Source organism: Pseudomonas sp. NPDC087803 (assembly GCF_044742995.1).
Taxonomy (GTDB): domain Bacteria; phylum Pseudomonadota; class Gammaproteobacteria; order Pseudomonadales; family Pseudomonadaceae; genus Aquipseudomonas.
This window is the reverse complement of the sequence record NZ_JBIUVO010000016.1, coordinates 55,179-81,585: the sequence shown is the minus strand read 5'-3', so window position 1 is coordinate 81,585 and position 26,407 is coordinate 55,179. Positions and strand designations below refer to the sequence as shown.

The 26,407-nt window shown below is 59.6% G+C and carries 24 protein-coding genes and 2 pseudogenes; 17 read left to right on the top strand and 9 right to left on the bottom strand.

Annotation, left to right across the window (positions count from 1 at the left end):
• Positions 1-39: 39 nt before the first annotated feature.
• The 3 genes and pseudogenes from ACIOUG_RS12095 to ACIOUG_RS12085 all read left to right on the top strand — a co-directional run.
• A pseudogene (locus ACIOUG_RS12095) lies at positions 40-1,233 on the top strand (lipoprotein-releasing ABC transporter permease subunit); the annotation flags it as partial.
• A gap of 7 nt (positions 1,234-1,240) precedes the next feature.
• Positions 1,241-1,924, top strand: a complete 684-nt coding sequence (lolD, locus tag ACIOUG_RS12090; protein WP_177327499.1) for a lipoprotein-releasing ABC transporter ATP-binding protein LolD — start codon at positions 1,241-1,243, stop codon at positions 1,922-1,924.
• Between the two features lie 63 nt (positions 1,925-1,987).
• Complete coding sequence (locus ACIOUG_RS12085; protein WP_401065646.1) at positions 1,988-3,232, top strand: lipoprotein-releasing ABC transporter permease subunit; 1,245 nt, start codon at positions 1,988-1,990, stop codon at positions 3,230-3,232.
• 98 nt (positions 3,233-3,330) lie between these two features.
• Here the strand turns inward: ACIOUG_RS12085 and ACIOUG_RS12080 are convergent, their stop codons facing one another.
• A complete protein-coding gene (locus ACIOUG_RS12080) occupies positions 3,331-4,680 on the bottom strand; it encodes a heavy metal sensor histidine kinase (RefSeq protein WP_401065644.1) in 1,350 nt (449 codons plus the stop codon).
• Positions 4,680-5,360 (bottom strand): heavy metal response regulator transcription factor, encoded by a 681-nt coding sequence (locus ACIOUG_RS12075; protein ID WP_401065641.1) that lies wholly within the window; start codon positions 5,358-5,360, stop codon positions 4,680-4,682. The genes ACIOUG_RS12080 and ACIOUG_RS12075 overlap by 1 nt, the downstream gene beginning before the upstream one ends.
• A gap of 154 nt (positions 5,361-5,514) precedes the next feature.
• Between ACIOUG_RS12075 and ACIOUG_RS12070 the strand changes: the two genes are divergently transcribed.
• Together ACIOUG_RS12070 and queF are read left to right on the top strand one after the other, a co-directional pair.
• Complete coding sequence (locus ACIOUG_RS12070; protein WP_401065639.1) at positions 5,515-6,051, top strand: plastocyanin/azurin family copper-binding protein; 537 nt, start codon at positions 5,515-5,517, stop codon at positions 6,049-6,051.
• A gap of 61 nt (positions 6,052-6,112) precedes the next feature.
• Entirely contained in the window at positions 6,113-6,943 is an 831-nt protein-coding gene (queF, locus tag ACIOUG_RS12065) for an NADPH-dependent 7-cyano-7-deazaguanine reductase QueF (protein WP_401065636.1), read from the top strand.
• Positions 6,944-7,120: 177 nt separating this feature from the next.
• Here queF and ACIOUG_RS12060 read toward each other — a convergent pair whose 3' ends face one another.
• Both ACIOUG_RS12060 and ACIOUG_RS12055 read right to left on the bottom strand, forming a co-directional pair.
• Positions 7,121-7,384 carry a DUF4404 family protein gene (locus ACIOUG_RS12060; RefSeq protein WP_401065635.1) on the bottom strand — a complete coding sequence of 88 codons (264 nt, stop codon included), beginning with the start codon at positions 7,382-7,384 and terminating at the stop codon, positions 7,121-7,123.
• Between the two features lie 108 nt (positions 7,385-7,492).
• Positions 7,493-8,113 carry an HAD family phosphatase gene (locus ACIOUG_RS12055; protein WP_401065633.1) on the bottom strand — a complete coding sequence of 207 codons (621 nt, stop codon included), beginning with the start codon at positions 8,111-8,113 and terminating at the stop codon, positions 7,493-7,495.
• Positions 8,114-8,310: 197 nt separating this feature from the next.
• Here ACIOUG_RS12055 and ACIOUG_RS12050 point away from each other — a divergent pair, with 197 nt between their 5' ends.
• Entirely contained in the window at positions 8,311-9,000 is a 690-nt protein-coding gene (locus ACIOUG_RS12050; protein ID WP_401065632.1) for a VacJ family lipoprotein, read from the top strand.
• A 53-nt stretch (positions 9,001-9,053) separates the two neighbouring features.
• On the opposite strand, the gene ACIOUG_RS12045 is transcribed toward ACIOUG_RS12050, so the two are convergent.
• Positions 9,054-9,353 carry a PilZ domain-containing protein gene (locus ACIOUG_RS12045; RefSeq protein WP_401065629.1) on the bottom strand — a complete coding sequence of 100 codons (300 nt, stop codon included), beginning with the start codon at positions 9,351-9,353 and terminating at the stop codon, positions 9,054-9,056.
• A gap of 274 nt (positions 9,354-9,627) precedes the next feature.
• Here ACIOUG_RS12045 and rssB point away from each other — a divergent pair, with 274 nt between their 5' ends.
• A complete protein-coding gene (rssB, locus tag ACIOUG_RS12040; RefSeq protein WP_041074010.1) occupies positions 9,628-10,812 on the top strand; it encodes a two-component system response regulator RssB in 1,185 nt (394 codons plus the stop codon).
• A pseudogene (gene rssC / locus ACIOUG_RS12035) lies at positions 10,809-11,291 on the top strand (anti-sigma factor antagonist RssC). Before rssB ends, rssC begins: the two are co-directional and overlap by 4 nt.
• A gap of 238 nt (positions 11,292-11,529) precedes the next feature.
• Here the strand turns inward: rssC and tal are convergent.
• The gene (gene tal / locus ACIOUG_RS12030; protein WP_401065626.1) at positions 11,530-12,456 is read right to left on the bottom strand and encodes a transaldolase; all 927 of its coding nucleotides are present in this window, start codon (positions 12,454-12,456) and stop codon (positions 11,530-11,532) included.
• Between the two features lie 207 nt (positions 12,457-12,663).
• The gene (locus tag ACIOUG_RS12025; protein ID WP_401065624.1) at positions 12,664-13,614 is read right to left on the bottom strand and encodes a glycosyl hydrolase family 5; all 951 of its coding nucleotides are present in this window, start codon (positions 13,612-13,614) and stop codon (positions 12,664-12,666) included.
• A 291-nt stretch (positions 13,615-13,905) separates the two neighbouring features.
• Between ACIOUG_RS12025 and ACIOUG_RS12020 the strand changes: the two genes are divergently transcribed.
• From ACIOUG_RS12020 to ACIOUG_RS11985, 8 genes are all read left to right on the top strand, one after another.
• A complete protein-coding gene (locus ACIOUG_RS12020; protein WP_401065622.1) occupies positions 13,906-14,346 on the top strand; it encodes a low molecular weight protein-tyrosine-phosphatase in 441 nt (146 codons plus the stop codon).
• A gap of 39 nt (positions 14,347-14,385) precedes the next feature.
• Positions 14,386-16,614, top strand: coding sequence for a polysaccharide biosynthesis tyrosine autokinase (locus tag ACIOUG_RS12015; protein WP_401065619.1), 2,229 nt, complete (start codon positions 14,386-14,388; stop codon positions 16,612-16,614).
• A 41-nt stretch (positions 16,615-16,655) separates the two neighbouring features.
• Complete coding sequence (locus ACIOUG_RS12010; RefSeq protein ID WP_401065617.1) at positions 16,656-17,738, top strand: glycosyltransferase; 1,083 nt, start codon at positions 16,656-16,658, stop codon at positions 17,736-17,738.
• A 15-nt stretch (positions 17,739-17,753) separates the two neighbouring features.
• Entirely contained in the window at positions 17,754-18,866 is a 1,113-nt protein-coding gene (locus ACIOUG_RS12005) for a polysaccharide pyruvyl transferase family protein (RefSeq protein WP_401065614.1), read from the top strand.
• On the top strand, positions 18,863-20,092 hold the full coding sequence (locus tag ACIOUG_RS12000; protein ID WP_401065611.1) for a polysaccharide biosynthesis C-terminal domain-containing protein: 1,230 nt from the start codon (positions 18,863-18,865) through the stop codon (positions 20,090-20,092). The genes ACIOUG_RS12005 and ACIOUG_RS12000 overlap by 4 nt, the downstream gene beginning before the upstream one ends.
• Positions 20,083-21,186, top strand: a complete 1,104-nt coding sequence (locus ACIOUG_RS11995; RefSeq protein ID WP_134786938.1) for a hypothetical protein — start codon at positions 20,083-20,085, stop codon at positions 21,184-21,186. Before ACIOUG_RS12000 ends, ACIOUG_RS11995 begins: the two co-directional genes overlap by 10 nt.
• A 12-nt stretch (positions 21,187-21,198) precedes the next feature.
• A complete protein-coding gene (locus tag ACIOUG_RS11990) occupies positions 21,199-22,242 on the top strand; it encodes an acyltransferase family protein (protein WP_401065609.1) in 1,044 nt (347 codons plus the stop codon).
• Positions 22,243-22,456: 214 nt separating this feature from the next.
• The gene (locus tag ACIOUG_RS11985; protein WP_401065607.1) at positions 22,457-23,596 is read left to right on the top strand and encodes an SGNH/GDSL hydrolase family protein; all 1,140 of its coding nucleotides are present in this window, start codon (positions 22,457-22,459) and stop codon (positions 23,594-23,596) included.
• Positions 23,597-23,687: 91 nt separating this feature from the next.
• On the opposite strand, the gene ACIOUG_RS11980 is transcribed toward ACIOUG_RS11985, so the two are convergent.
• A complete protein-coding gene (locus ACIOUG_RS11980; RefSeq protein WP_401065605.1) occupies positions 23,688-24,092 on the bottom strand; it encodes a mannose-1-phosphate guanylyltransferase in 405 nt (134 codons plus the stop codon).
• A gap of 38 nt (positions 24,093-24,130) precedes the next feature.
• Positions 24,131-24,964 (bottom strand): UTP--glucose-1-phosphate uridylyltransferase GalU, encoded by an 834-nt coding sequence (galU, locus tag ACIOUG_RS11975; protein WP_401065602.1) that lies wholly within the window; start codon positions 24,962-24,964, stop codon positions 24,131-24,133.
• A gap of 388 nt (positions 24,965-25,352) precedes the next feature.
• Between galU and galE the strand changes: the two genes are divergently transcribed.
• Positions 25,353-26,369, top strand: a complete 1,017-nt coding sequence (gene galE / locus ACIOUG_RS11970; protein ID WP_103368819.1) for a UDP-glucose 4-epimerase GalE — start codon at positions 25,353-25,355, stop codon at positions 26,367-26,369.
• The last annotated feature ends 38 nt before the right edge of the window (positions 26,370-26,407 follow it).

Genomic DNA, 26,407 nt, shown 5'->3' with positions numbered 1-26,407 from the left:
TAGCACCACGATCATCACGACCACGCTAAGGGCGAGCCCAATCATTTTGTGTCATTCATTTCCCTGACTTCGATGATCGGGCTCGCCCTTGGCGTGGTCGTGATGATCGTGGTGCTATCGGTGATGAATGGCTTCGATCATGAGATGCGCACCCGCGTGTTGGGCATGGTGCCCCACGCGACTCTTGAAACCGGCGAACCGATCAACGATTGGCAAAGCCTCGCCGCCAAGGTCAAGCGCAACCCGGAGGTGACGGCCGTTGCGCCGTTCACCCAGATGCAGGGTTTGCTGACCAACAACGGCCAGGTGTCCAAGGTGTTGCTCAACGCCATCGACCCCGCGCTCGAGCGCAATGTGTCGATCATCGACAACTTCATGAAGCAGGGCAAACTCGACGACCTGACGCCGGGCAGCTTCGGCATCGTCATCGGCGACAAGGCCGCGACCAAGCTCGGCGTGGGCCTCGGTGACAAGGTCACCTTTGTCGCGCCGGAGGTCAGCGTGACCCCGGCCGGTATGTTCCCGCGCATGAAGCGCTTCACCGTGGTCGGCATCTTCCATGTCGGCGCCGGTGAGCTGGACGGCTATCTGGGCGTTACCAATCTGCAGGATCTGGCGAAGATGCACCGCTGGAAGCCTGATCAGGTGCAGGGCATCCGGCTGAAGTTTGATGATCTGTTTCAGGCGCCGCGCGTGGCCTGGACCATCGCCCAGCAACTGGGCGAAGACCATTACTACGCCCGCGACTGGACCCGCACCCACGGCAACCTGTATCAGGCGATCCGCATGGAAAAAGCCATGATCGGTTTGCTGTTGCTGCTGATCGTCGCCGTGGCTGCGTTCAACATCATTTCCACGCTGGTGATGGTGGTGAATGACAAGAAGAGCGACATCGCCATTCTGCGCACCCTCGGCGCTACGCCGGGGACGATCATGCGCACGTTCATGGTGCAGGGCACCGTGATCGGCGTGGTCGGTACGGCGATTGGCGCCGTGGTCGGGATCTTCGCTGCGCTCAACGTCAGCGCTGCAATTTCCGCCCTCGAAGGGCTGATCGGCCACAAGTTCCTCAACGCCGATGTGTATTTCATTGATTACCTGCCGTCGCAGGTGCAGAGCCAGGACGTGGTCATGGTCTGCGCCGCTGCGTTGGTCCTGAGTTTCCTCGCCACCCTGTATCCCGCCTGGCGTGCCGCGCGCACCCAGCCGGCGGAGGCGCTACGTTATGAGTGAGTCGGGCATGAGTGATAAAGCAATCTTGAGCTGCCGCAACCTGGGCAAATCCTACGAGGAAGGCCCGGAGTCGGTGCAAGTGCTGGCCGGTCTGCAACTGGAGTTGCACCCGGGCGAGCGTGTCGCGATCGTCGGCAAATCCGGTTCGGGCAAAAGTACCTTGCTCAACCTGCTGGGCGGTCTCGACACGCCAACCGAGGGCAGCGTCTGGCTCGACGGTGAAGAACTGTCGGCCCTGAGCGAGAAGAAGCGTGGCCTGCTGCGTAACCGCGCCCTCGGGTTCGTGTACCAGTTCCACCACTTGCTGCCGGAATTCACCGCGCTGGAAAACGTCTGCATGCCGCTGTTGATCGGCAAGACTGCGATCCCGGAAGCACGTCAGCGCGCAACGGCGTTGCTCGAGCGCGTAGGTCTGGGCCATCGTCTGGAGCACAAGCCGGCCGAGCTGTCCGGTGGTGAACGCCAGCGTGTGGCCATCGCCCGTGCACTGGTGAACAATCCAGGCCTGGTGATGCTCGACGAACCGACCGGTAACCTCGATTCGCACACCGCCGAAGGCATCCAGGACTTGATGCTGGAACTCAGCACGTCGATGCGCACGGCGTTCTTGGTGGTGACTCACGACATGAACCTGGCCCGCCAGATGGACCGCGTCCTGCAATTGCAGGAAGGCTGCCTGACCACCATCTGACCGACCGAAACCCGGTGCCTGTAAAGGCATCGGGTCTTTTATTTTTATACGGTGCCCCAGCGAATGTTCAGACCGTTATCGATCTTTATCGGCACGCGCTATACCCGCGCCAAGCGCCGCAATCGCTTTGTTTCGTTCATCTCGATGACTTCGATGATCGGGCTCGCCCTCGGCGTGCTGGCGATGATCGTGGTGCTGTCGGTGATGAACGGCTTCCAGCGCGAAATGAGCTCGCGCATCCTCGGCATGGTGCCGCATGCGACCATCGTTGGCGTCAAGCCGATTGATGACTGGCAGCCGGTGGCCGCCGCCGCGCTGAAAAATCCTGAAGTGACCGCCGCCGTGCCGTTCACCGAGATGGAAGGCATGCTGTCCTACAAGGGCCTGATGCAGCCGATACAGATCAGTGGCGTCGATCCGGCCCAGGAAGGCAAGGTGTCGATCGTGGCCCAGCACATCGTGCAGGGTCGTCTCGATGACCTGAAGCCGGGTGAATTCGGCGTGGTGATCGGTGAAATCACCGCGCGCCGCTTCCGTCTCAATGTCGGCGACAAGATCACCCTGATCGTTCCGGAAGTCAGCACCGCACCGGGGGGCATCACCCCGCGCATGCAGCGCTTGAACGTGGTCGGTGTGTTCAAGGTCGGTGCCGAGCTGGACGGTTCGATGGGCCTGATCCACGTGGCCGATGCCGCGACCATGCAGCACTGGGAGCCGAATCAGGTACAGAGCGTGCGCCTGGCGGTGAAGGATCTGTATGCCGCGCCGAAAGTATCCTCGGACATCGCCGCTGGTCTCGGTGCCGACTTCAAGGCGGATGACTGGACTCACACTCAGGGCAGTCTGTTCAGCGCGATGAAAATGGAAAAAACCATGATCGGCCTGCTGTTGCTGATGATCGTCGCCGTGGCGGCGTTCAACATCATCGCCACGCTGATCATGGTGGTGAACGACAAGGGCGCGGACATCGCGATCCTGCGCACCATCGGCGCCACGCCACGGCAAATCATGGCGATTTTCATGGTGCAGGGCACGGTGATCGGCATTGTCGGCACATTGATTGGCGGCGTGCTCGGAGTGATCGCGGCGTTGAACGTCAGTGAAATGGTTGGCTGGGTCGAGCGCGTCACCGGCCAGCACATTTTCAGTTCCGACGTGTATTTCGTCAGCAACCTGCCTTCGGAGTTGCAGGGCGGAGATGTGCTGTTGATCTGCTCGGCGGGGTTTGTTCTGAGCTTCCTGGCGACGGTGTATCCGGCGTTGCGGGCGGCGAAGATCGAACCGGCTCACGCGCTGAGATATTCGTAAGCGCCAATACCGCCTTCGCGAGCAAGCCCGCTCCCACAGGGAAATGCATTCCAATTGTGGGAGCGGGCTTGCTCGCGAAGGGGCCAGAACTGCTGGGTTCAATCCCTCTTGGGCAACTCGATCACAAACCGCGTCCACCCCGCAGCCGATTCGCAATGAATCTGCCCACCATGCGCGCGAACGATTGATTGGGTAATCGCCAACCCCAACCCCGCATGTTCACTGCTGCCTTCCTGCCGCGCCGGATCGGCCCGATAAAAGCGGTCAAACAGCCGTGGCAACAGGTCTGCAGAAATGCCTTCGCCACTGTTCTGCACCGACACCTGCACGGCGTGCGGCTGATCGACAATCGACAAGCGCACATTGCCCGCCGCCGGGGTAAAACGCAGCGCGTTATCCAGCAGATTCGACAAGGCCCGGCGCAGCATGCTGCGATCGCCTTCGATGCGTGCATGGCCCTCACGGTGCAGCGTCACTGCGCCGTCCTCGGCCAGTGGCGCGAAAAACTCCAGCAACACATCGCTCTCTTCCGCCAGCTCCAGCGTCTCACGCTTGGGCATCAGCAAACCGTGGTCAGCCTTGGCCAGATAGAGCATGTCGTTGACCAGTTGCGCCATCCATTGCAGTTCTTCGAGGTTGCTGTGCAGGGCTTCGCGATAATCCTCGAGCGGCCGCGGGCGAGTGAGGGTGACCTGGGTGTGGGTCAGCAGGTTCGACAGCGGGGTGCGCAGTTCATGGGCGATGTCGGCAGAGAACGCCGATAGCCGTTGAAACGAGTCGTCGAGGCGTCCGAGCATGGCGTTGAAGCTGTGGGCCATTTCCGCAAGCTCTGGCGGCATTTGCGTTTCCGGTAGTCGGGCGTTGAGCGAATGTGCAGAAATCCCGCGCGCCACTGCACTCATGCGCCGCAATGGACGCAAGCCGCTGCGTGCAGCCCAGGCGCCGAGCAGCGCGGTGGCCAGGGCCGACAAGCCGACGGTCAGCCAGATCAGGTGCTGCATGCGTTGCAGAAAGTGCTGGTGATGGGTGATGTCCAGCAGCAGCGTCAGTTGCGGCGAGCCGGTTTTGTCAGGGTAGAGCGGGGCATTGAGCACGCGATAGTCTATGCCGTCATTACTGACGGTCGACAGGCCGGGCTGTTGCGGCAATTCCTGTGGCACCTTGATCGAGCTGTCGTACCAGCGCTGGCCATCGGCCCCGGTGATGCGCAGCGAAAGACCGGCCTGCCGGCTCAGTTCATCGGCCAGCCGCGCTGCACTTTCGCTGGCCTGCACATCCTGCAAGGCACGGCGCAAACCGATCAGCTTGCCGTCGAGCAATTGCTGGTCGAGTTCAATGAAATGCGCCTCGCTGGCGCGGCTGAACAGCACCCCGGCGAACAGCGAAACCACGGCGGTGCAGGCGGCAAACAGCAGAGCCAGACGCGAACTCAGGGACAGGCGACGCATCAGGCCGGACGCTCTTCAAGCACGTAACCCATGCCGCGCACGGTATGGATCAGTTTGTTGGGGAAGTCATCGTCGATCTTCAGGCGCAGACGACGGATCGCCACCTCGATCACATTGGTGTCACTGTCGAAATTCATGTCCCAGACTTGCGAGGCAATCAGCGATTTCGGCAGCACTTCACCCTGGCGGCGCAGGAGCATTTCCAGCAAGGCGAATTCCTTGGCGGTCAGGTCGATGCGCTGACCGCCGCGTTCGACCCGACGGCGAATCAGATCCAGACGCAGGTCGGCCAGTTGCAGACTGGTTTCCTGGGGCAGGGCGCTGCCACGGCGCAGCAGGCTGCGCACCCGCGCCAGCAATTCGGAGAAGGCGAAGGGTTTGACCAGATAATCGTCGGCGCCGAGTTCGAGGCCGTGAACCCGGTCTTCCACCGCATCCTTGGCGGTCAGAAACAGGACCGGCGTGTCGAGGCCGGCGCCTCGCACCGCGTGCAGGATCTGCCAGCCACTGCGCCCGGGCAGCATCACATCGAGGATCAGCAGCGCATAATCACCGCTCAAGGCCAGTTGCTGACCGCTGTTGCCATCGGCCACCAGTTCGGTGTTGAACCCGGCCTCGGTCAGGCCCTGGCGCAGGTAGTGGCCGGTTTTCGGTTGGTCTTCGACGATCAGCAGTTTCATGGGTGGCTCGGGTTGTAGGAACGAAAGCGTTATACCGTGAGAGTCGGCAACAGGCGCCAACCTGACAAAGTTGTAATCTGTCGGTCAGGTTGCTGCCAGCGCAGGCGGGCTAGAGTTTCCCACAGGCTGAACCTTCTCTTGTTGGAGTATGACTATGTTTTTGCGCAACCCTCTGGCCGTAGCCGCCTGTTTGCTGGCGCTGAGTTCACCTGTCTGGGCCGCCGCTCCCGCGCACACTTATGATTTCGGCCAACCGGCACCAGCGGCCAAGGCTACTCGCAGCATTGAAGTTGTACTGAACGACATGTCGTTCTACCCCAAGGCGATTCAGGTCAAGGCCGGTGAGACGGTTCGTTTTGTGCTGGTGAATAAAGGTCAGTTGCTGCACGAATTCAACCTCGGTGACGCGGCGATGCATGCCCAACACCAACAGGAAATGTTGCAGATGCAGCAAAGCGGCATGCTCACGCCTACCGGTATGAAAGAAATGTCCCACGACATGGCGGGCATGGATCACGGCAGCATGGACCACGGTATGAAGCACGACGACCCCAACAGCGTGCTGGTCGAGCCGGGCAAGACCGCCGAGCTGACCTGGACCTTCAGCAACGCCACCAGCCTGGAATTTGCCTGCAATATTCCCGGTCACTACCAGGCGGGCATGGTCGGCAAACTGACTGTCAGTCAGTAAGCACTCAAAGGCGGGCGCAAAGGCTGATAGAATCCGCTGATTCTTCAGTCAGGTTTCCGCCATGCATCCCGCAGCCGAACATTCGCCGCTGGGCAAATCCAGCGAATACATCGCCACTTACACGCCGTCCCTGCTGTTCCCGATTCCGCGCACCGCGAAATGGGCCGAGCTGGGCCTGACCGCCGAGACCCTGCCGTATAAAGGTGTGGATTTCTGGAACTGCTTCGAACTGTCGTGGTTGTTGCCGTCGGGCAAACCGGTGGTGGCGATCGGGGAGTTCAGCATTCCGGCGGATTCGCCGAACATCATCGAATCGAAGTCGTTCAAGCTGTACTTGAACTCGCTGAACCAGTCGCCGTTCGCCGACATTGCCAGCCTGGAAGCGACGCTGGTGAAGGACCTGTCGGCCGCTGCCGGCAAGCCAGTGGGCGTGCGGGTGCGCGGCTTGAAAGAGGTCGAAGCCGAAGGCGTCGTGGCGCTGCCGGGCGTGTGCATCGACGATCTGGACATCAGTGTCAGCAACTATGAGCACCCGCGTCCGGAACTGCTGCGTTGCGATGAATCGAAGATTGTCGAAGAGAGCGTGCACAGCCATCTGCTCAAATCCAACTGCCCGGTGACCAGTCAGCCGGACTGGGGCAGTGTGGTGGTGGAATACCGTGGCGCGGCGCTGGATCACGCCAGTTTGTTGGAATACATCGTCAGCTTCCGTCAGCATTCGGATTTCCACGAGCAGTGCGTGGAGCGGATTTTCCTCGACCTGCAGCGTTTGCTGAAGCCGGAGAAACTGACGGTGTTTGCGCGGTATGTGCGCCGTGGCGGGCTGGACATCAACCCGTACCGCAGCACCGAAGCAGTACAACTGCCGAACCACCGCCTGGTCCGCCAATAAATAACCCCTGTAGGAGTGAGCCTGCTCGCGATTGCGGACTGACATTCAACATGGATGTCTACTGATACACCGCTATCGCGAGCAGGCTCACTCCTACAAGAGGTCGCGTTTCAAATCGCGCCTGTGAAAAAGCCCTGCCATCGCTGGCAGGGCTTTTTGCATTTCAGGGGAGGGAAATCAGATCCCCATGCTGCCCAACGCATTGACGATATTGCGCAGGGTGCCGGCGATGGCCGGGTGTTCGACTTCGAAGCGTTCCACCGCCAGGTTCACGCCGTCGGCGATGCTCGCGTCCTGAGTGGCAGTTTCCAGTTTGATTTCCGATTCAATCTGCGCCATCAGCGCATGCAGATCTTCACGCTCAGCTTCGGACAGCGGCGGATTCTGCTCCAGTTGCTCGCGCAGGGTATTGAGCTGTTCTTGAAGTTCACGGGCGGGCATGGTCGTTTCCTTTTATCGAGAGGCACTGGCATAGACCGCAGCCGCGCGCCAAAGGTCTATGGCTGACCTTTAGATTAATCCACTCTGCTGCAACCTGCATGATCCCGGTCAGGGCTTCTCGCCTTTGAGACGGCGCAGGCGGATGTCGGCGAGACAGGTGTCGAGTTCGCCCAGATGATCGATCACCGAGTGCACGCCGAGACCAAACAACTGCATGGTCGCCTTGCCGCGCCGCTGTTCGCGCTCCCGCTGGCTCAAGGCTTGCCACTCGCTCGGCGCCAGGCCGCACAACGAGCCGCAGGACGCCAGGCCAATGGTCCATAATCCGGCGTTGAGGCCCGATTGCAGCAGGCGTGGTTCGCCGCTGACCAGCACGCAGCCATCCAGACGACTGACGTTCAGCCCCATCAGCGCCTGCCAGCAGGCGTTTGGGGCGGGCCATGGATTGATTGTTGCTGAATATTGCGTCGGTTTGATCCAGCCCGGCAGCGAAGCCGCCAGCGGTTGCGCGAGGGCAGGGGGCAACTCGTCAATCCATGCACAGGGAATCTGCTGGCGCTGCAGGCTGAGCAAACTGTCGAGGGCGCCGGGTGTGGCGTCGGCCTGCTCGGGAAGCACGCCGGCCTGCTGATGGGCACGGGCACCGAAGTCCACCAGACAGCCACTGAGTCCGAACAGCACGGCGGTCAGACCGGGTGCGGCGACAGGCAAGGCTTCAGCGTGTGTCATGGCAGCGTCCCTGAAATAGTCTTGAGGCTAGGGGACGCCGGTGACAGTTGGATGACAGGTGTGTGAAGGCGCTTGCGGGAAAGGTCCTACACGACTGTTCATGGGTGGACTGCCCAAAACGCCTTTTGCGCTTATACTAGCGCTCTTAACGCTTGGGCCCGAGTGCCCGCGCCAGTAAAAATCCAAGGAGTTTTTCTATGCGCTGGAGCAATCCTCTCGCTCAGCTATGTGTATGTGCCAGCGTCTTGCTGGTTCCGTTCGCCGCCAACGCAGCAACGGAAGAAGACCCTTGGGAAAGCGTCAACCGCCCGATCTTCCAGTTCAACGACTTCGTCGACACCTATGCACTCAAGCCGCTGGCGCAGGGTTATGAGTTCGTGACGCCGCAGTTCCTCGAGGACGGCATCCACAACATGTTCCGCAACGTCGGTGACGTCACCAACCTGGCGAACAACATTCTGCAGGCCAAACCTGCAGCGGCCGGTGTCGACACGGCTCGTATCATTTTCAACACCACCTTCGGTCTCCTCGGCTTCTTCGACGTCGGCACCAAAATGGGCCTGAATCGCAGCGACGAAGACTTCGGTCAGACTCTCGGTTACTGGGGCGTTGGCAGTGGCCCTTACGTGATGCTGCCGTTGCTCGGCCCAAGCACCCTGCGTGACGCGCCGTCGAAGTACGTCGACAGCTACACCGGTCCGTACCGCTACATCAATGACATTCCGGTGCGTAACTCGACATTCGGTCTGAACATCGTCGATACCCGCGCCAGCCTGCTGTCGAGCGAGAAGCTGATCAGCGGCGACAAATACACCTTCATCCGCAATGCTTACCTGCAGAACCGCGAGTTCAAGGTCAAGGATGGCAAGGTCGTCGACGATTTTTAATGTCGATCCATGAGCAGAAGGCGGCCTCTTGAGGCCGCCTTTTTTGTGTGCGCTTATTTCATCTTCAGAATGGTCAGACCGAGTTTCTGGCTATCACCTTCCTGGGGCTTGACCCAGACCACTTCAGTCTCGGCCTCCAGCCCGCTCAGCGCCGCATGCTCGGAGTCGATGCGCACGCTCAAGCGGTCGCCGACCGCGAACTGACGCGGTGCTTCGACCTGCATGCCACTGCTGGAGAGGTCGATGCACACGCCCGAGACCTGATCCCCTTCATGAATCAACACCACATCGGCATCGACCCGCATGCGGATGAAATCGCGCTTTTCGCTGTAGTCCCGACCGGTTTGACTCATGGCTTTGACCTTCCATTGGGTTACGGTTTGAGCTGTTCTTATAACTCTCGGTGATTTGACAAGTAAAGTCGTCAAGCGACCATCGGCGCATGCTTGAAACGCCCCGCGGATGGGAGTACCGTCTGCGCCTTAGAAGGGCACCTCTGGTGCAATCGCGTTTCCGGCCAATGCTCGAAAGCGGTGCAGCAGAGAGGCTAGAAAGCGAATCCAGTAGTCTGAGCCGGGCCAACGCCCCGCCTGCTACGCCAACCTAATTCTGGCGCCGTTTGCCCACATGCCAAAAACCAGTGCCACGCTGCTGATAATCGATGATGACGAAGTAGTGCGCGCGAGCCTCGCGGCCTATTTGGAAGACAGTGGTTTCAGCGTCCTGCAGGCCAGCAACGGCCAACAGGGTCTTCAGGTATTCGAGCAAGACAAGCCCGACTTGGTCATCTGCGATCTGCGCATGCCGCAGATGGGCGGTCTCGAACTCATCCGTCAGGTCACTGAGCGCTCACCGCAAACGCCGATGATCGTCGTTTCGGGTGCCGGCGTGATGAACGACGCGGTCGAGGCGCTGCGCCTGGGTGCGGCGGATTACCTGATCAAGCCTCTCGAAGACCTGGCCGTGCTCGAGCATTCGGTGCGTCGCGCGCTTGATCGTGCGCGCCTGCTGCTGGAGAACCAGCGCTATCGCGAGAAGCTGGAGAAGGCCAACCGCGAGCTCGAAGCCAGCCTCAACTTGCTCCAGGAAGACCAGAACGCCGGTCGCCAGGTGCAGATGAACATGCTGCCAGAAAGCCCGTGGCGCATTGACGAGTTCCAGTTTGCCCACCAGATCATCCCGTCGCTGTACCTGTCGGGTGATTTCGTCGACTACTTCCGTGTCGACGAGCGTCGGGTCGCGTTCTACCTGGCCGACGTGTCGGGGCATGGCGCCTCTTCAGCGTTCGTCACCGTGCTGCTGAAGTTCATGACCACGCGCTTGCTGTTCGAATCCAAGCGCAACGGTACTTTGCCGGAATTCAAACCGTCGGAAGTCCTTGGTCATATCAACCGGGGCCTGATCAGTTGTAAGCTGGGCAAACACGTCACAATGGTCGGTGGAGTCATCGACGAGGAGACCGGTTTGTTGACCTATAGCATCGGCGGCCATCTGCCGTTGCCTGTGTTGTACACGCCTGACAGTGTTCGTTACCTCGAAGGCCGCGGTTTGCCGGTGGGCCTGTTCAATGAGGCCACCTACGAAGATCACGTGCTTGAGCTGCCTCCGACGTTCAGCCTGACGCTGATGTCCGACGGCATTCTGGATCTGTTGCCAGAACCGACGCTCAAGGAAAAAGAAGCCGCTTTGCCCCAACGGGTGAAGTCGGCGGGCGGCAGCCTGGATGGTCTGCGGCAAGTTTTTGGATTGGCCACGCTAGGGGAGATGCCGGATGATATCGCCCTGTTGGTGTTGAGCAGGAATCTTCAATGAGTACCGGTAGAATCCAGTTCGCCGAGCCGGACGGCACCTTCGTCCTGTAGTTCGTCGGTGTAGTTCGCCTGACCGTGTGTTCGGCGTTGGATGCGACTATTGAGAAAATCTTCACCGCGTTGAATTTCAACGCGATCGTGATCGATTTGACCGAAACCCGCAGCATCGACAGCACCACCCTGGGTTTGCTGGCCAAGCTGTCGATCCTGTCGCGGCAAAAGGTCGGCCTGCTGCCGACCGTCGTCACCACCCACGAAGACATCACCCGGCTGTTGCAGTCGATGGGTTTTGAGCAGGTGTTCAACATCGTCAACCACCCGGTGCCTTGCCCCGAGTGCCTGGACGACCTGCCGGATCAGGATCAGTCTGAAGAAGTGGTGCGGATCAAGGTGCTCGAAGCGCACAAGATCCTCATGGGCCTGAACGACTCCAACCGTGAAGCCTTCCATGACTTGGTGAATGCCCTCGAAAGACATTGAGTGACCTCTGTGGCGAGGGAGCTTGCTCCCGCTTGGCTGCGCAGCAGTCATAAAACCTGCCGGCACGGTATTTCTGAAGAACTCGGATAGCCAATTGGGCCACTTCGCAGCCCAGCGGGAGCAAGCTCCCTCGCCACAGGGACACCACCTGCCATAAGTCATCATTTGCACTGGACAACACCAACAAAAAAGGGCGAACCCAACCGGGTTCGCCCTTTTTGCATTTCAACGACTCAGATCACAGCTTGGCTTGCAGCAGCGCCTCAAGCTTCTCCTGGTCGCGGGCGAACTGACGGATGCCCTCGGCCAGTTTCTCGGTGGCCATCGCGTCTTCGTTGGACAACCAGCGGAACTGCGCTTCGTTGAGGCTCAGGCGTGCTTCGCCGGCGTGGCCTGGGGCGAGTTTGCGCTCCAGTTTGCCGGTGTCTGCCGCGAGCTTGTCGATCAGGTCCGGGCTGATGGTCAGGCGGTCGCAACCGGCCAGTTGCTCGATCTGGCTCAGATTACGGAAGCTGGCGCCCATGACCACGGTCTTGTAGTCATTGGCCTTGTAGTAGTTGTAGATGCGGGTGACCGACTGCACGCCCGGATCATCGGCGCCGGTGTAGTCGTTACCGTTGGCCTTCTTGTACCAGTCGTAGATGCGGCCCACGAACGGCGAAATCAGGAACACCCCGGCGTCAGCGCAAGCGGCGGCCTGAGCGAAGGAGAACAGCAGGGTCAGGTTGGTCTGGATGCCTTCCTTCTCGAGGACCTCGGCAGCCCGGATGCCTTCCCAGGTCGAAGCGATCTTGATCAGCACGCGGTCACGGCCGATACCGGCCTTGTCGTACAGCTCGATCAGGCGATGCGCACGCTTGAGCACGGCGTCCTGGTCGAACGACAGGCGCGCATCCACTTCGGTGGAAATCCGGCCTGGGATCACTTTGAGGATTTCCTGGCCCACGGCGACGCCAAAACGGTCGCTGGCCAAGCCTACGTCGCCCTTGCAGTCGCTGACGCAAGCGTTCAGCAGCTCGGCGTAAGCCGGGATGGCGGCGGCCTTGAGCAGCAGGGAAGGGTTGGTGGTGGCGTCGACCGGCTTGACCCGGGCAATCGCTTCGAAGTCGCCAGTGTCGGCAACCACGGTGGTCATCTGTTTGAGTTGTTCCAGCTTGGAAGTCATGGGTGTGCTCTGTCCTGTGGGTTTGACGACATTACCCGAGCGCTGACAGCCACTCAAGGGCATCAAGGCGTAACGGGTTCCCCGGGGGCAACAACCTGAGAACGGCTGTTTGAACGGTGGGGCGCGGTATCGAAGAATACGATGCCAAAATCGGCCGCAGGTTCAAAGCAACTGACGGCTAACGCCCCTTGAGCACATCGACGGAGGTTATTGCTGGCTCAATTGGGTTTTGACTGCGGTTTCCGCCGGTTTCGGCTGGCCATCGGAGGTCAGCAGGCCGAAATTCTTCTCGCGGTCATTGCTGCCGGTGTCGCTGTTCTTCCATTCATAAATCGAGGTCAGTGCGATGTTGCGGGTTTTGATATCGGCGACGAATGCGCTGATTTTGCTGGCCTGACCCTCAATCCCGCCGTTGGAGGCGAGCGCCGAGATGCCCCATTCGCTGATCACCCCCGGCAGATGGAAGTTCTGCTGGATAAACGCCTGCGCGTTGCTGATCTGCGTACCGCTCATGCCGTATGGATGGTAGGAAACCGCGCTGAGGCATTTGGGGTATTCACTGACGATTCGGTTAAGTGCCACAGTGGACGCCGAGCCGGCGGTCGGTGGCCGGGCAAAACCAAAGCCGATCACCGGGACAGTCTGGGGTTTGTCTTGCAGGGTCTTGCACGCCGCACTCATGAATGGCACGAACGTCGTATCGAAATTGCCGGTTGGCCAGTAGGTGCCGAGGTCCGGCTCATTCCACAGCTCGATCGCCACCAGTTGTGAGCCATAGGTCGCTGCCAGACTGGTCAGCGCGTTGGCATACGCGACCCCCGCGTTCGCCAGATCGTTGGCCGGCAACGGCTTGGTCGCGCGCAGGGTCATCAGCACCGGCAGACCGGCTGCGCGGGCCACGGCGAAGGCATCGCTGATCTGCTTCTGATAGGCCGCGCTGGGCAGGCTGTCAGTCCATACGCCAAAGCGCACGAAACTGAAGCCGGTGGCTTTGACGCGCTCGGCGTCGGCAGCGGAGAAGGTCTGGACTTTGACCTGCACCCCGATGGTCTTGTTGGTAGGTAATGCCGGGAACAGTTCGCTGGCGTGGGCGTGGCTGGCGCTGCTGAGCAGCAACAGAGTCAGTGCGCCCAATCGGTTGAGATGAGCTGACTTCATGTCGGTTCTCCTGGTGAGAAATGACAACGGCGAAAAGGTATCTCGAGATAACTGTTTCGAAACTAACAATGGCGCTAAGTGCGCCAATGTTATTTTTTGTCAGGAAAAGAAGACCTGAAAATCACAGTTATTTTTAGTCCGGTAATTCTGTTTTGGCGGCTTTTGACGCTGTGGTACTTAATACGCTGGTACTAACAGGGCGAATCTATTTCTGAGTGCAGAATGATCTAGTGGGTTCATTAAGATCCGCTCTAGATGTTGGCAGAATGATATTACACAGGAATGTAAACCTTGTTCAAAAAGATCCTTGTCGTGTGCGTTGGCAATATTTGCCGAAGTCCGACAGCAGAACTTCTGCTGCGTAACGCGCTGACCCCATCAACCATCTCGGTGACTTCCGCAGGCCTCTGCGCACGGGTCGGCGAGGGCGTCGAAGCCTCGGCGCGCCAGGTCCTCGAAGACCACGGGCACAGCGCCGAAGGTTTCCAGGCCCGGCAATTGACCGCCGATATCGTCAATGAATCAGACCTGATTCTGGTCATGGAAAAGCAACATGTGAATCAGGTGTTGAAGATTGCCTCGCACGCCCGCGGCAAAGTGTTTCTGCTTGGCAAGTGGCAGAGCGAACGAGAAATACAGGATCCGTATCGTCAAGGTAAGGCCGCTTTTATTCATGCCCATGCATTGATTGAAGATGCTGTTAGCTCGTGGGCGCAGCGCCTCGGACATTGATGAATATTCTTCAGATCAGTGAATGGTAAGAACAGACTTATGCAGTTACCGTCAGTAATCGCCAACCGTGATAACGATCAAGACAGTATTGATCTTCTCGGCATATTCGGCAGTTTGATCGACCAGAAATGGCTGATCGGTGCATTCACCGGTGCCTTCATGGCCGCCGGCGTTGCCTATGCGGTATTGGCGACGCCGGTGTACCTGGCGAACGCGCTGGTGCAGGTCGAACCGAAAAAGAACGACATGCTCGGCTTCTCCGACCTCAGCAGCATGCTCGGTGGGCAATCGCCGTCGGTGACCGAAATCGGCATCATCAAGTCCCGCGCAGTGATCGGCAAAACCGTCGACGACCTGCGTCTGGACATCGACGTCACCCCCAACACCTTTCCGGTCATCGGCGGTTTTCTCGCCCGGCGTTATCGCGGCGAAACCGAGTTCAGCGTGGCGCCGCCGCGTTTTGGCTTTAACAGCTACGCCTGGGGCGGCGAGCGTCTGGAGTTTGCCCGGCTCAATTTGCCCAAGGAGCTGTTGGGCAAGAAGCTCACCCTGGTGGCTGGCGAACAACAGCACTTTCAGTTGCTCGATGACAACGACAATCTGCTGGTCGAGGGCGTCGCGGGCGAAGCCTTCGCCCAGGACGGGGTAGAGGGGCAGATCGAGCGCCTGCAAGCCAATCCTGGCACCCGCTTTGAAGTGGTGCGCAATCCACGGATCGTGACCATTCAGGGTTATCAGGATGCGCTGGATATTTCCGAGCAAGGTAAAGAGTCGGGGATCATTCGTCTGGCGCTGGCCAGTGCCGACGCGCCCGAGGCGGTGAGGATCCTCAACAAGATCGCTGCGCTGTATGTTGATCAGAACGTGCGCCGCACCTCGGCGGAAGCCGCGCAAAGCCTGGCGTTTCTGCAAAGCCAATTGCCGCAGGTCAAGCGTGATCTGGCCAAGGCCAGCGATGCGCTCAACGCCTATCAGACCCACGGCAAGACCGTGAACATTTCCCTGGAAACCCAGTCGGTACTCGGTCAGTCGGTGGCGCTGGAAACGCGGATTTCCGAGCTGAAAATGCAGCAGGCGGAACTGGATCGCAAGTTCACCAAGCAGCATCCGGCGTATCGCGCGCTGATGTCGCAGATCGGCGAGTTGACCCAGCAGCAGAAAGCACTGGAAGGCAAGGTCGGCGACCTGCCGGCCACGCAGCAGGAACTGCTCAACCTGACCCGCGATGTGGAAGTGGCCTCGCAGATCTACACGCAGTTGCTGAACAAGTCCCAGGAGCTGGACATTGTCCGCGCCGGCGCGGTGGGCAACGTGCGCTTGATCGACCCGGCGGATGTCGACCTGACCAGCCCGGTCAAACCGAAAAAAGCCCTGATCGTGCTGATCGCATCATTCCTCGGCGCCTTTCTCGGCGTGGCCCTGGTGCTGCTGCGCAAATCCCTGAGCAAAGGTCTCGAAGGCCCGGAAGCCATCGAGCAGCTCGGGCTGCCAGTGTACGCCTCGATTCCCTACAGCACCCTGCAGCGCGAAGAGGACGGCAAAAAGGTCCGGGCCAAAAACACCGCCGAGACACCGGCCTATCTGCTGGCGCTGCGCAACCCGACCGACCTGTCCATCGAGTCGATCCGCAGCCTGCGCACCTGCCTGCATTTCGCTGCGCTGGATTCGACCAACAACCGGATCATGATCTCCGGCCCGAGCCCGCAGGTCGGCAAGACCTTCGTCTCGTCGAACCTCGCGGCGGTCATGGCGCAAAGCGGACAGCGCGTGCTGCTGATCGACGCCGACATGCGTAAGGGCCATCTGCACAAGACGCTGAATGTGCCGATCGCCAATGGCCTGTCGGACCTGCTGGTCAAGCGCTGCAGCATCGAGCAGGCAATCAACCGGGTGGAAATCGACAACCTGCATTTCATCAGCCGTGGCCAGGTTCCGCCGAATCCCTCCGAGCTGCTGATGCACGCCAACTTCCGCGACTTGCTCGCCGAACTGAGTCAGCTTTATGACGTGGTGATCATCGATACGCCGCCACTGCTGGCGGTGACGGACGCGGCGATTGTCGGGCGCGAAGCCGGGATCAGCCTGATCGTCACGCGGTTTGCGGTGAACCCGGCCAAAGAGATTGAAATGACCATTCGCCGCTTCGCGCAGAACGGCATCGAGCTCAAGGGCGCAGTGTTCAACGGCGTCGAGAAGCGCGCTGCCAGTTACTACGGCAACGGCAACTACGGTTACTACAACTACGAATACGCGTCCGACAAGTCCTGAGTGTCAGCGATTGTCCTTACATGCAAGGAAGTGGGTGGGTTGTGAAAAAAATACTGCACGTGGCTGAAACGATAAAAGGTGGAGTCGCCACCGTGATCCGCACCATCTCGGCGTCTCCCGAAGGCCAGGACTCGAATTACGAACTGGTCTATCTGGTGCCGCTCGATCAGAAAAAAGAGCTGCACGGTATCAATGAACAGCAGATTCGCACGTTCGAGCGCAGCGGCCGTGATGTGCGTTCGCTGCTGCGTTTTGCCTGGCAACTGACCCGAGTGATGCTCAAGGAAAAACCCGATGTAGTGCATTTGCACAGCACTTTTTCCGGGGTGATCGGGCGGGTGGTCTGTGTGCTTCTGCGACCGTGGCGCAAGCCGAAAATCGTCTATTGCCCGCACGCGTTTTCGTTCCTGATGGAAAGCTCGCCGACCAAGCAGAAGCTCTACGCGTGGATCGAGCGTGTGCTGCAGAGAGTCACCGACGTGATCATCTGCGTCAGTCGTTACGAAATGGACAAGGCCGCGCGGTTCGGCATTCAGCGCTCGCGCATGAAGCTGATCTACAACGGCATCCATCAGCGCGACGAGGCGCCGAAGGCCGAAAGTCCCGCGCCGATCCATCTGCTGTTCGTCGGTCGTCTCGACTACCAGAAAGGCTTCGACGTGTTGCTCAAGGCCTTCGCCAAAGTGCAGCGCAGCGATCTGAAACTGACGGTGGTCGGCAGCGCGGTCAACGAGGACACGGTCGAATGCCCCGAGATGGACGCGGTCGAGTACCTGCCGTGGGTCACCCCGGCCGAAGTGCAGGCGCTGTATCAACAGGCCGATGCGCTGATCGTCCCGAGCCGCTGGGAGGGCTTCGCCATGGTGCCGCTGGAAGGCATGGCCATGGGTTTGCCGGTGATCGCCAGCAACTGCACGTCGCTGCCCGAACTGGTCACCCATGAAGTGTCCGGCTACGTCTTTCCCACCGGTGATCACCAGGCGTTGGCCGATGTGCTGGCGCGAATCCAGAAGCCGCGGTTGCTCGACCTCGGCTGCGAAGGCCGGAACATCGTGCGCGAGCGTTTCAGCGCCGCCCTGATGATCCGCCAGACCTACGACGTGTATTGCGCTCCCACTTATTAAGTAGAACTCAAGCTTATGAACGTAACGATTTTGCATGGCTACAGTGCGTCCAACTCCGGTGACGGCCTGCTCGTCGATCTGGCCATCGCGCTGGTGCAGCGCAACTTTGGCGAAGACACCGCGATCAATGTCGTGGCGTCCGATCCGCAGTCTTTCGCCTACCTGCCGCACCCGCGTTTTGACGCGCCGGTGATGGCGGCCAAGGGGCTGGGGCGGGTCAAGCAGGCGGTGTTCCTCAATCAGTCGTATGCCGGGTTGGCGGATCTGTTGCGCAAGACCGATCTGATCGTTGGCGTCGGTGGCGGCTACATGCGTTCGAAAAGTGCCTTCGAACACATCAAGCTGAAACTCGGTCACGCCAAGCAACTGGAAACGGCGATCCTCAGCAAGGTGCCGTCGGTATACCTGCCGCAAAGCATCGGCCCGTTCCATGGCGAGAGCCGCAAGATCGTCGAGCACTACGCCAGCGCCGATGCGGTGTTCGTGCGCGATAACCGTTCCTCGGCGATGTTCGATGCCTGCGAAAATGTCTATCGCGCGCCGGATCTGGCGGTGCAATCGTTGGCCAGCAAGATCCTTCAGCAACCCAAGTTCACCCGCTGCGCCGCATCGCCGGCCACCGTGTGTGTGGTGCTGCGCAAGCCGCCGGAGTGGAGCAAGGACAAGAAAGTCGCCTACGTCGCCAACCTGAAGTTGCTGCTGCAGCGCCTGAAGAACAAAAGCAAAGTGGTCTGCGCGGTGCAGAGCGCCGTTCGCGGCAACGATGACGGTGCGTTCTATCGCGAGTTGGGCATCAGCGAAGACCTGCTGCCGTTGAAGGCGACGATTGCCAAATATCAGCCGGACCTGGTGATCTCGGTACGCCTGCACGGCGCCATCGAATCGCTGTTGTCCGGGGTCCCGGCGTACCACATCAGCTATGAGCGCAAAGGCTTTGGCGCCTATCAGGACATGGGCGTGGAAGATTGGGTGATCAATGGCGGCGACATCGATGTCGACACCATCATCGACACTGTTTACGCGCCAAATGCGCTGTCGAATTTCGGCAAGCGCCTGACCGACACCTGCCGCGAGATCGAGGCAAAAACCGTGGCCATGGACGAGATCATCAAAGGGATCGTTCGATGATATTTCGCCTGCTGCTGCGCGGCGGAGCGCTAGGCGCGAAGTTCTTGCTGGTGTTGGCCATCACCCATTACCTGGGCTACGAAGCGCTGGGGTTTTACGGGGTGGTGGTCGCAGCGTCGCTGATCGCCTCGAAGTTCTACAGCGTTGGTTTCAGTTCCGAGATCAATCGGCTGATCAGCGTCGGCGGCAGCTCGCGGCGGGTGGTCGACAAAGTCCTGTTGCTGTATCTGGCAGTGGGGCTGCTGCTGTCGCTGGTGACAGTGGGGATTTACTCGCTGTTCCAGCAGGTCGAGGCGAGCACCGCGTTGATCCTTTGCGTGACGCTGGTGCTGCTCACCGAACACCTGTCGTTCGAGATCAATTCGTTCGTGTTCTCCGCACAGAAAGCCACGGCGGGCGCGCTGCTGTTCTTCATCAAGACCGGCCTCTGGGCGCTGCTGGCGGTGGGCGGAATGATGCTCGACTGGGTGTCCGGGATCGCCAGTGTGTTGTGGCTGTGGGTGGCCGCCAACGTGCTGGTGATCATCGCCGGTTACCTGATCGTGGTGAACGTGCACAAGGGTCGGGTCAGTGCGGCGCTGACGACGGCGACCGTGTGGAAAGCCGGGTTGCCGTTCTATTTCGGTACGGGGTTGATCGCGCTCAGTCAGTACGCCGAGCGCTTTCTGATTGCCGACGTCGAACCTTACGCTAGCCTCGGTAAATACGTGTACGCGTGGTCGGCGGCGAATACCTTGCAGGCGCTGTCTTACGCGGTGGTGGCGGTGGTCGGCATTCCGGTGTTGGCCAAGCGTTTCCAGGCGGATCAGCAGGCGTTCACGGTCAGGCACTTGTTCGTCAACAAATGGGTGATGCGCTCGCTGCTGGTGTCGGCGGCGGTGGCGGTGCTGATCTATCTGTTCTTCAACGTGGTGCTCGATTACGTCGCCAGCAGCGTGCCGCGTCCGGACAACGCGATCCTCGGTGTGCTGATCTTTTCCTTCGCCCTGCGGGCCATTGGCGACATCGTCTGGGGCGGTCTGATTGCCTCGAAAAACAGTCGAGTGTCATTCGCCAGTGCGGCGATCTGCCTGCTGGTGTCGGTACCGGTCAGCTACCTGCTAATCAAGCACTATTCGATTTACGGCGCGGCGTGGGGCAATGTCTTCGCGATCATCGTGCAGCTCGGGGTAATCGCCGTGTTGACCCGGGCGACCCATGCCAAAGGGGCGCTGGCATGGGGTTGAAGTTGCCGTGCATCGAGTTTCGTGGACGCAAACTCGATTCGTCGCTGTCGTTCCTGATTCTGTTCACCGGGCTGTTTCTGTCGGTGGCGATGCCGCTGCTGATCCCGCGCGATCCAGGCCCGGATGCGATGACCTTGTGGTCGTCCTATGCACGGGCCGACAACTGCAATTTCTGGAACCCGTTCTCGCCGGACCGTTCCTCCTACGAGTGTTCGGCGTTCCTGCTGCGGCCCACCGGGATCAACCTGACCAACGCCTGGGCATACGGGATGTTCTGCAATTTCTTCCTCACGGCAATTCCGGTGGTGGTGTTCCGGCGCATGCCGCTGGCGATCTTCGGCACCCTGTGTCTGTGGGGGATTGTGCGTTCGTTTTTTCTGGAAAACCTGACCAAGGAAATCATCGTTTCGGTGGCGGTGCTGAGCATTTTGTTCAGCTCGCTGACGCGTAAATACCGCGGCGGATTTTTTCTCTCGGCGGTGATCTACGGCGTCCTGATCCGCCCTTACTGGATTCTGTTTTCACTGTCGTGGGTGGGCGTCTGCGTGATGAAGAAGTACGTGTCACGCTTCACCTTCTTCCTGATGCTGTTCCTGTTTTATCTGGCCGTCGCCATGGCGATTCAGCTGGCGCTGGGTTTTCCGGTGTCGTCGATTCGCGCCAGCAACAACGAGCTGCGCACGGCGGGGGAGGAGGGCTCGAAATCGCTGATCGTCTCGTGGCTCAGCGGCAGTGACTTCGTCTCGCAGGCGCTGGACTCGATGATCATTTTCTTCCGGCTGTCGTTTCCGGTGGAGCTGATTCTGCTCTCGGGGCCGGGGCAGGTGATTTTCGTCGCGCTGATGATCATGACCGCGCTGCTGCTGTTCAAAGTCATCACTTCCACCGACTACAAAGGTGCGCCGATCGAGACCAAACCCAAGGAGCTGATCGCGATTCCGCTGGCGTTCCTGCTGGTGCAGGGTTTGTTCGAGCCGGACTTCGGCTCCTTCGCCCGGCACTTTTCCATGGTGGTGCCGGTGCTGTTTGTCGGCCTCGGCTTGATGTTGCGCGCGAACAAACCGGTGCGGGTTGAATCAAGAGTTCTGAATTAAGGCAGGTGCTGTATGTCGAGCAAGAAAAAATCGCTGGAGATTGAAACCCTGCGTGGCCTGGCGTGCCTGCTGCTGGTGCTCTATCACGTCATCGGCCCGTTGGGCGGGGGGCTGAAGATTGATCTGGGATCGCCGTTCCGGGTGATCGCCGACTCGATGGTGTACGTGCGCATGCCGCTGTTCACCTTCATTTCCGGCTACATCTATTCGATCTACAAAATTCGCGGCAATGACTTTTCCGCGTTCTTCAGCGGCAAGGTGCGGCGGCTGATCGTGCCGCTGTTTTGCGTCGGCGTGCCGTTCTCGGTGTTGCAGGCGGTGGGGCCGGGGGTGAACAAGGACGTCGGGGTGATCGATGCGTTGTTATCGTTCTGGGTGCCGGTCAACCACTTCTGGTTCTTGCAGGCGGTGTTCATCATTTTCATGTTCGTCGGCCTGCTGGAATGGCGCGGGATGCTGCGCTCGATGACGCGCTTGTACCTGCTGTTCGCCTTCGCCGCTGCGGTGTTTCTGTTGCCACCATTCAAGCTCGATGCGTTCGGTATCAATGGTGCGATTTACCTGCTGCCGTTTTTTGTGGCGGGGATGATCGGCCAGGAAAATGTCGAGGCGTTGAAGCAACGCTTCAAGGTGATCGGGCCGCTGGTGTTTGTGCTGATCTCGCTGACGCTGCTGTACGTGGCGGCGATTGACCGTGAGTTGATCGTCGACCGCCGCAGCCTGATCGGTCTGACCGTGGGCTGCGTGTCGTGCATCGCCTTGCTGTCGAGTGACATGCGCTCGAAGTGGCTGACCTGGCTGGGCGGTTACTCTTACGCGATCTTTCTGTTCCACGTGCTGTTCGCGGCGACGTCGCGGTTCGTCATGGGGCGGCTGGGGGTGAAGGACGAAAGTATTCTGGTCGTCAGCGGCTTGCTGTTCGGCTTGTTGGGGCCGGTGGTGCTGTCGATGATTTTCAGTCGCTTCAATGTGACTTCGGTGCTGTTTCTGGGGGAGCGTGCGGCGAAGAAAAAAATCGCAGCGAGCGTTACTCCGGTGGTGCCGGCCAGTAGCTGAAAAGCTTCGCGAGCAAGCCCGCTCCCACAGGGTTCGGTGCTGGACACAAATTCAGCAGATGACAGGAATTCCTGTAGGAGTGAGCCTGCTCGCGATAGCGGTATGTCAATCAGAGTTGCACCGTCTGAATCAACGCCATCGCGAGCAGGCTCACTCCTACAATGGATCTGGGTCGAACTCCAGTCCCCTCATTCCAGACTGAAGGAAACAATGCATGTTGGCAGTAGATGACGCTCAGCCCGTCGCCGCGTCGGTGGTTGAAGCAGGCGATGCCCGCGAGCGCTTTGCGCAGTGGCGCGAGGGCAAGGCCGGGAAGGTCTTGTCGGTCTCGGTGATCGGCGACAGCTACAGCGCCGGGCAGGATTTCTATCTGAACAAACTGGTGCAGCGCGTGGCCGGCGAGGTCGGTTTTGCCGGTCCCGGTTATGTCGGTTTCAACCATGGTGCGGCGCTCGGTGGCACGCATTTCAAATACACCCGCAGCAGCGAAAAATACTTCGGTGGTGGCTGGCAAGTGTCCGGTCTCGGCCAGGCCAGCCCCGACAGCCGTACGGTGACCGGCAAGCCCGGCGCCTGGCTGCAAATCGACGCCAGCCCGACACCCGCCATCGACACCCAGGTCACCCAGGCGAAATTGCTCTACCTGGGCAACGGCGAGCCGAGTGAGCTGCGTTATCGCTGGACGCCCTCGCAAGACTGGCAGCCATTGACGCTCAAGGGTTCGGGCGTGCAGGACGTACCGCTCGCAGGTCTTTCGGCAGCCGCAGACTGGTCATTCAAACTGGAAGTGGTGAAGGGCGCGCCGACCTTGTTCGGCCTGTGGCTGAGCAACGATCAGCACGGTGTGCGAGTCTCGAAACTGGCGGCCTCGGGCGCGGCCTCGGCGGACTTTTACCACCGGGATCGGCAATGGCAGGTGCAGTGGAAAGCCGCCGTGTCGAAGATTCCTGCCGACGTCTATCTGATCATGCTCGGCGGCAACGACCAGGGCTTCGGGATCAAGCCCGCGCAGTATCTGCAAAATGTTCAGGGTCTGGTGGCGATGATCCGCGAGATTCAACCGGCGGCGAGCATCAATCTGATCATGCGTCAGGACACCACGCGTTCCAGTGCCTATCCGATGTCGGCGTATGCGCAGGTCTTGCAGCCGTGGGCGCATGAGCAGCAGCTGGGTTTTGCCAATCTGCAATGTGCGTTCGGTCCTGACGTCAAACGCTATGCGGCGGCGATGATCGGCCTGGACAAGATTCATCCGCAGCCGGCGACGGGCGGGAAGGTGATTGCCGATTACTTCTACCGCTGGATTGTCAGTGGCATCAACACAGAGAGTTGCGACCCCACCAAACCCCTGTAGGAGCTGCGGCACGCTGCGATCTTTTGATCTTGTTTTTTTCAAGATCAGGATCAAAAGATCGCAGCGTGCCGCAGCTCCTACAGGGGAGCGTTTATTGGAATTGGTCTATCTGGCTCAGGAGCTCAGCCATTTTCTGCGGCATCAGTTGCGTGGCACACCGCGTCTCGACATTGATGATGATCGCCGGCTCGTTGCAGCACAGGCGTACGCGGAAGCGCCAGTCGCTGAAGATCACTTTCAACCCATCACGGTCGTCCATTTCCAGCGCCTGCTCGGCGTAGCGTTGCTTCAGATGGGCGAGCAGGGGATAGGGATCCGCCAGCGCTCGGCGAATGTCGCCGGACGCCGGAAACATGCCGATGCGCTCCACCAGCAGAATGCTGCCCAGCCACGACTCGTTGGCGCTTGGCAGCGGCTGATGGCGTGGCAGCCAGCTCACCGCCCCGAGGTTGCCCACCTCCCGTTCAATCTCTGCTGCATGCTGTGCCATGTTCATGGGTTGCCTCCGGAAAAGAGCAGTGGGCGGGGACCGTCTCAGCGGCCCTTGAGGTAGACGTTGTCGTAGCAGAAGTTGGTCGCCTGCAGGTAACCCTCGGCGTCGCCGCAGTCGAAGCGCAGGCCCTTGAACTTGTAGGCCAGCACGCAGCCGTTCTGCGCCTGTTTCATCAGCGCGTCGGTGATCTGGATCTCGCCGCCCTTGCCTGGTTGGGTGTCGGCGATCAGGTCGAAGATGTCCGGGGTTAGGATGTAGCGGCCGATGATCGCCAGGTTCGACGGGGCGTCCTGCGGCGCGGGTTTCTCCACCATGTTATTGACCCGGTAGATGCCGTCGGAAATCAGCTCGCCGGCGATCACCCCGTACTTGTGGGTCTGATCGGCCGGGACTTCCTGGATGGCGACGATCGAGCAGCGGAATTTCTTGTACAGCTGGATCATCTGCGTCAGCACGCCGTCACCTTCCAGGTTCAGGCACAGGTCATCGGCCAGCACCACGGCGAAGGGTTCATCACCGATCAACGGGCGGCCGCTGAGAATCGCGTGACCGAGGCCTTTCATTTCCACCTGACGGGTGTAGGAGAAGGTGCAGGTGTCGATCAGTTCGCGGGTGCCGGCGAGGAATTTCTCTTTCTCGGTGCCGCGGATCTGGTGTTCGAGTTCGTAGCTGATATCGAAGTGGTCTTCCAGCGCACGCTTGCCCCGACCGGTGACGATGGCCATGTGTTGCAGGCCGGCGTCCCGTGCTTCTTCAACGGCGTATTCGATCAACGGCTTGTTGACGATCGGCAGCATCTCTTTCGGCATGGCTTTGGTCGCCGGCAAGAAACGCGTGCCGTAGCCGGCAGCGGGGAACAAACATTTACGAATCATAAAAGTATCCTGGACAGTCATGGAACACAGGCAACGGACGCGCACACTTACGAAAGTGCACAAGTTTCAATGATGATTGAACGAGTGCTTTAATACCTGAGTCAGGTTGTTAATGGCAATTAGTGTGAAGGGTAAAACATGACAATGTTATGAGATGTCGGTAATAACATTATTAGTTATTTTTAGTCGGTATCTGTTGATAGTGATGAGTGTACTTGGGGTGCTAATAAGTACCGGGCATACAGTTTGACCTGCAAAAATATTTATTGCCAGTGGTTGAACTAATTTTGTTTGAGGCTGTTGTCGTCCTTATTTGTGTGGTGCGCCACAGATTCAATGAAAGGGACTTGACAGGCTACTTGTCACTTATCCAATGACGGACCGCGCTATGAAGATTCTGGTAACGGGTGGCGCCGGCTATATCGGCTCGCACACCACACTTGCGCTGCTTGAAGCAGGTTATGAAGTTGTTGTACTGGATAATCTTTGCAACAGCAGCGATGCGGCACTGCACGCGATAGAAGGTATCTGCGGCAAAAGCGCGTTGATGATTCGCGGCGATGTCTGCGACCGGGCGTTGCTCGACCGGATTTTCCGCGAGCATGCGATCGACGCGGTGCTGCATTTTGCCGGGCTCAAGGCCGTCGGCGAAAGCGTGCGCAAGCCGCTGGATTACTACGAGAACAACGTCGGCGGCAGCATCACGCTGTGTCAGGCGATGGCAGCGGCCGGGGTGTTCCGGCTGGTGTTCAGCTCCTCGGCCACGGTGTATGGCGAGCCTGAGCAGATGCCGATCCGCGAGGACTTCCCCACCGGCATTCCGACCAACCCTTACGGTCAATCCAAGCTGATCGTCGAGAATGTGCTGCGCGACCTGAGCCAGGCCGAGCCGCGCTGGAGCATCGCCTTGCTGCGTTACTTCAACCCGATCGGCGCCCATCACAGCGGACACATGGGCGAAGACCCCAGCGGCATTCCCAATAACCTGCTGCCTTACATCAGCCAGGTGGCGGTCGGCAGCCTGCAGGAGTTGTCGATTTTCGGTGACGATTACCCGACGATCGACGGCACCGGGGTGCGTGATTACATCCACGTCGTCGACCTTGCCGATGGCCATCTCAAAGCCTTGCAATCGATTGCCGACCGTCCGGGCATTCACACCTGGAACCTCGGCACCGGCGACGGCTACAGCGTGATGCAAGTGCTGCATGCCTTCGAACAGGCCAGCGGACGACCGGTGCCGTACCGGGTCATGCCGCGGCGCAGCGGGGACATCGCCGAGAGCTGGGCCGATGCCTCGAAAGCGCAAAAAGAACTCGGCTGGAAAGCCACGCGCAGTTTGCAGGATATGGTTACCGATACCTGGCGATGGCAATCGAACCATCCGCGCGGTTATCTCGAATGATGTCGTTCTAATACTGAATGTTAGTTTCGGTCAGCTGT

Excerpts from the sequence above, each read along its gene's own strand:
- ACIOUG_RS12070 (WP_401065639.1), top strand. The coding sequence starts at position 5,515 with ATGTTTTTGCGCAACCCTCTGGCCGTAGCCGCCTGTTTGCTGGCGCTG.
- ACIOUG_RS12015 (WP_401065619.1), top strand. The coding sequence starts at position 14,386 with ATGCAGTTACCGTCAGTAATCGCCAACCGTGATAACGATCAAGACAGT.
- ACIOUG_RS12085 (WP_401065646.1), top strand. The coding sequence starts at position 1,988 with ATGTTCAGACCGTTATCGATCTTTATCGGCACGCGCTATACCCGCGCC.
- ACIOUG_RS12045 (WP_401065629.1), bottom strand. The coding sequence starts at position 9,353 with ATGAGTCAAACCGGTCGGGACTACAGCGAAAAGCGCGATTTCATCCGC.
- tal (WP_401065626.1), bottom strand. The coding sequence starts at position 12,456 with ATGACTTCCAAGCTGGAACAACTCAAACAGATGACCACCGTGGTTGCC.
- galU (WP_401065602.1), bottom strand. The coding sequence starts at position 24,964 with ATGATTCGTAAATGTTTGTTCCCCGCTGCCGGCTACGGCACGCGTTTC.
- ACIOUG_RS11980 (WP_401065605.1), bottom strand. The coding sequence starts at position 24,092 with ATGAACATGGCACAGCATGCAGCAGAGATTGAACGGGAGGTGGGCAAC.
- rssB (WP_041074010.1), top strand. The coding sequence starts at position 9,628 with ATGCCAAAAACCAGTGCCACGCTGCTGATAATCGATGATGACGAAGTA.
- ACIOUG_RS12050 (WP_401065632.1), top strand. The coding sequence starts at position 8,311 with ATGCGCTGGAGCAATCCTCTCGCTCAGCTATGTGTATGTGCCAGCGTC.
- galE (WP_103368819.1), top strand. The coding sequence starts at position 25,353 with ATGAAGATTCTGGTAACGGGTGGCGCCGGCTATATCGGCTCGCACACC.
- ACIOUG_RS12055 (WP_401065633.1), bottom strand. The coding sequence starts at position 8,113 with ATGACACACGCTGAAGCCTTGCCTGTCGCCGCACCCGGTCTGACCGCC.
- ACIOUG_RS12080 (WP_401065644.1), bottom strand. The coding sequence starts at position 4,680 with ATGCGTCGCCTGTCCCTGAGTTCGCGTCTGGCTCTGCTGTTTGCCGCC.
- queF (WP_401065636.1), top strand. The coding sequence starts at position 6,113 with ATGCATCCCGCAGCCGAACATTCGCCGCTGGGCAAATCCAGCGAATAC.
- ACIOUG_RS12025 (WP_401065624.1), bottom strand. The coding sequence starts at position 13,614 with ATGAAGTCAGCTCATCTCAACCGATTGGGCGCACTGACTCTGTTGCTG.
- ACIOUG_RS12060 (WP_401065635.1), bottom strand. The coding sequence starts at position 7,384 with ATGCCCGCCCGTGAACTTCAAGAACAGCTCAATACCCTGCGCGAGCAA.
- lolD (WP_177327499.1), top strand. The coding sequence starts at position 1,241 with ATGAGTGATAAAGCAATCTTGAGCTGCCGCAACCTGGGCAAATCCTAC.
- ACIOUG_RS12075 (WP_401065641.1), bottom strand. The coding sequence starts at position 5,360 with ATGAAACTGCTGATCGTCGAAGACCAACCGAAAACCGGCCACTACCTG.
- ACIOUG_RS12005 (WP_401065614.1), top strand. The coding sequence starts at position 17,754 with ATGAACGTAACGATTTTGCATGGCTACAGTGCGTCCAACTCCGGTGAC.
- ACIOUG_RS12000 (WP_401065611.1), top strand. The coding sequence starts at position 18,863 with ATGATATTTCGCCTGCTGCTGCGCGGCGGAGCGCTAGGCGCGAAGTTC.
- ACIOUG_RS11985 (WP_401065607.1), top strand. The coding sequence starts at position 22,457 with ATGTTGGCAGTAGATGACGCTCAGCCCGTCGCCGCGTCGGTGGTTGAA.
- ACIOUG_RS11990 (WP_401065609.1), top strand. The coding sequence starts at position 21,199 with ATGTCGAGCAAGAAAAAATCGCTGGAGATTGAAACCCTGCGTGGCCTG.
- ACIOUG_RS11995 (WP_134786938.1), top strand. The coding sequence starts at position 20,083 with ATGGGGTTGAAGTTGCCGTGCATCGAGTTTCGTGGACGCAAACTCGAT.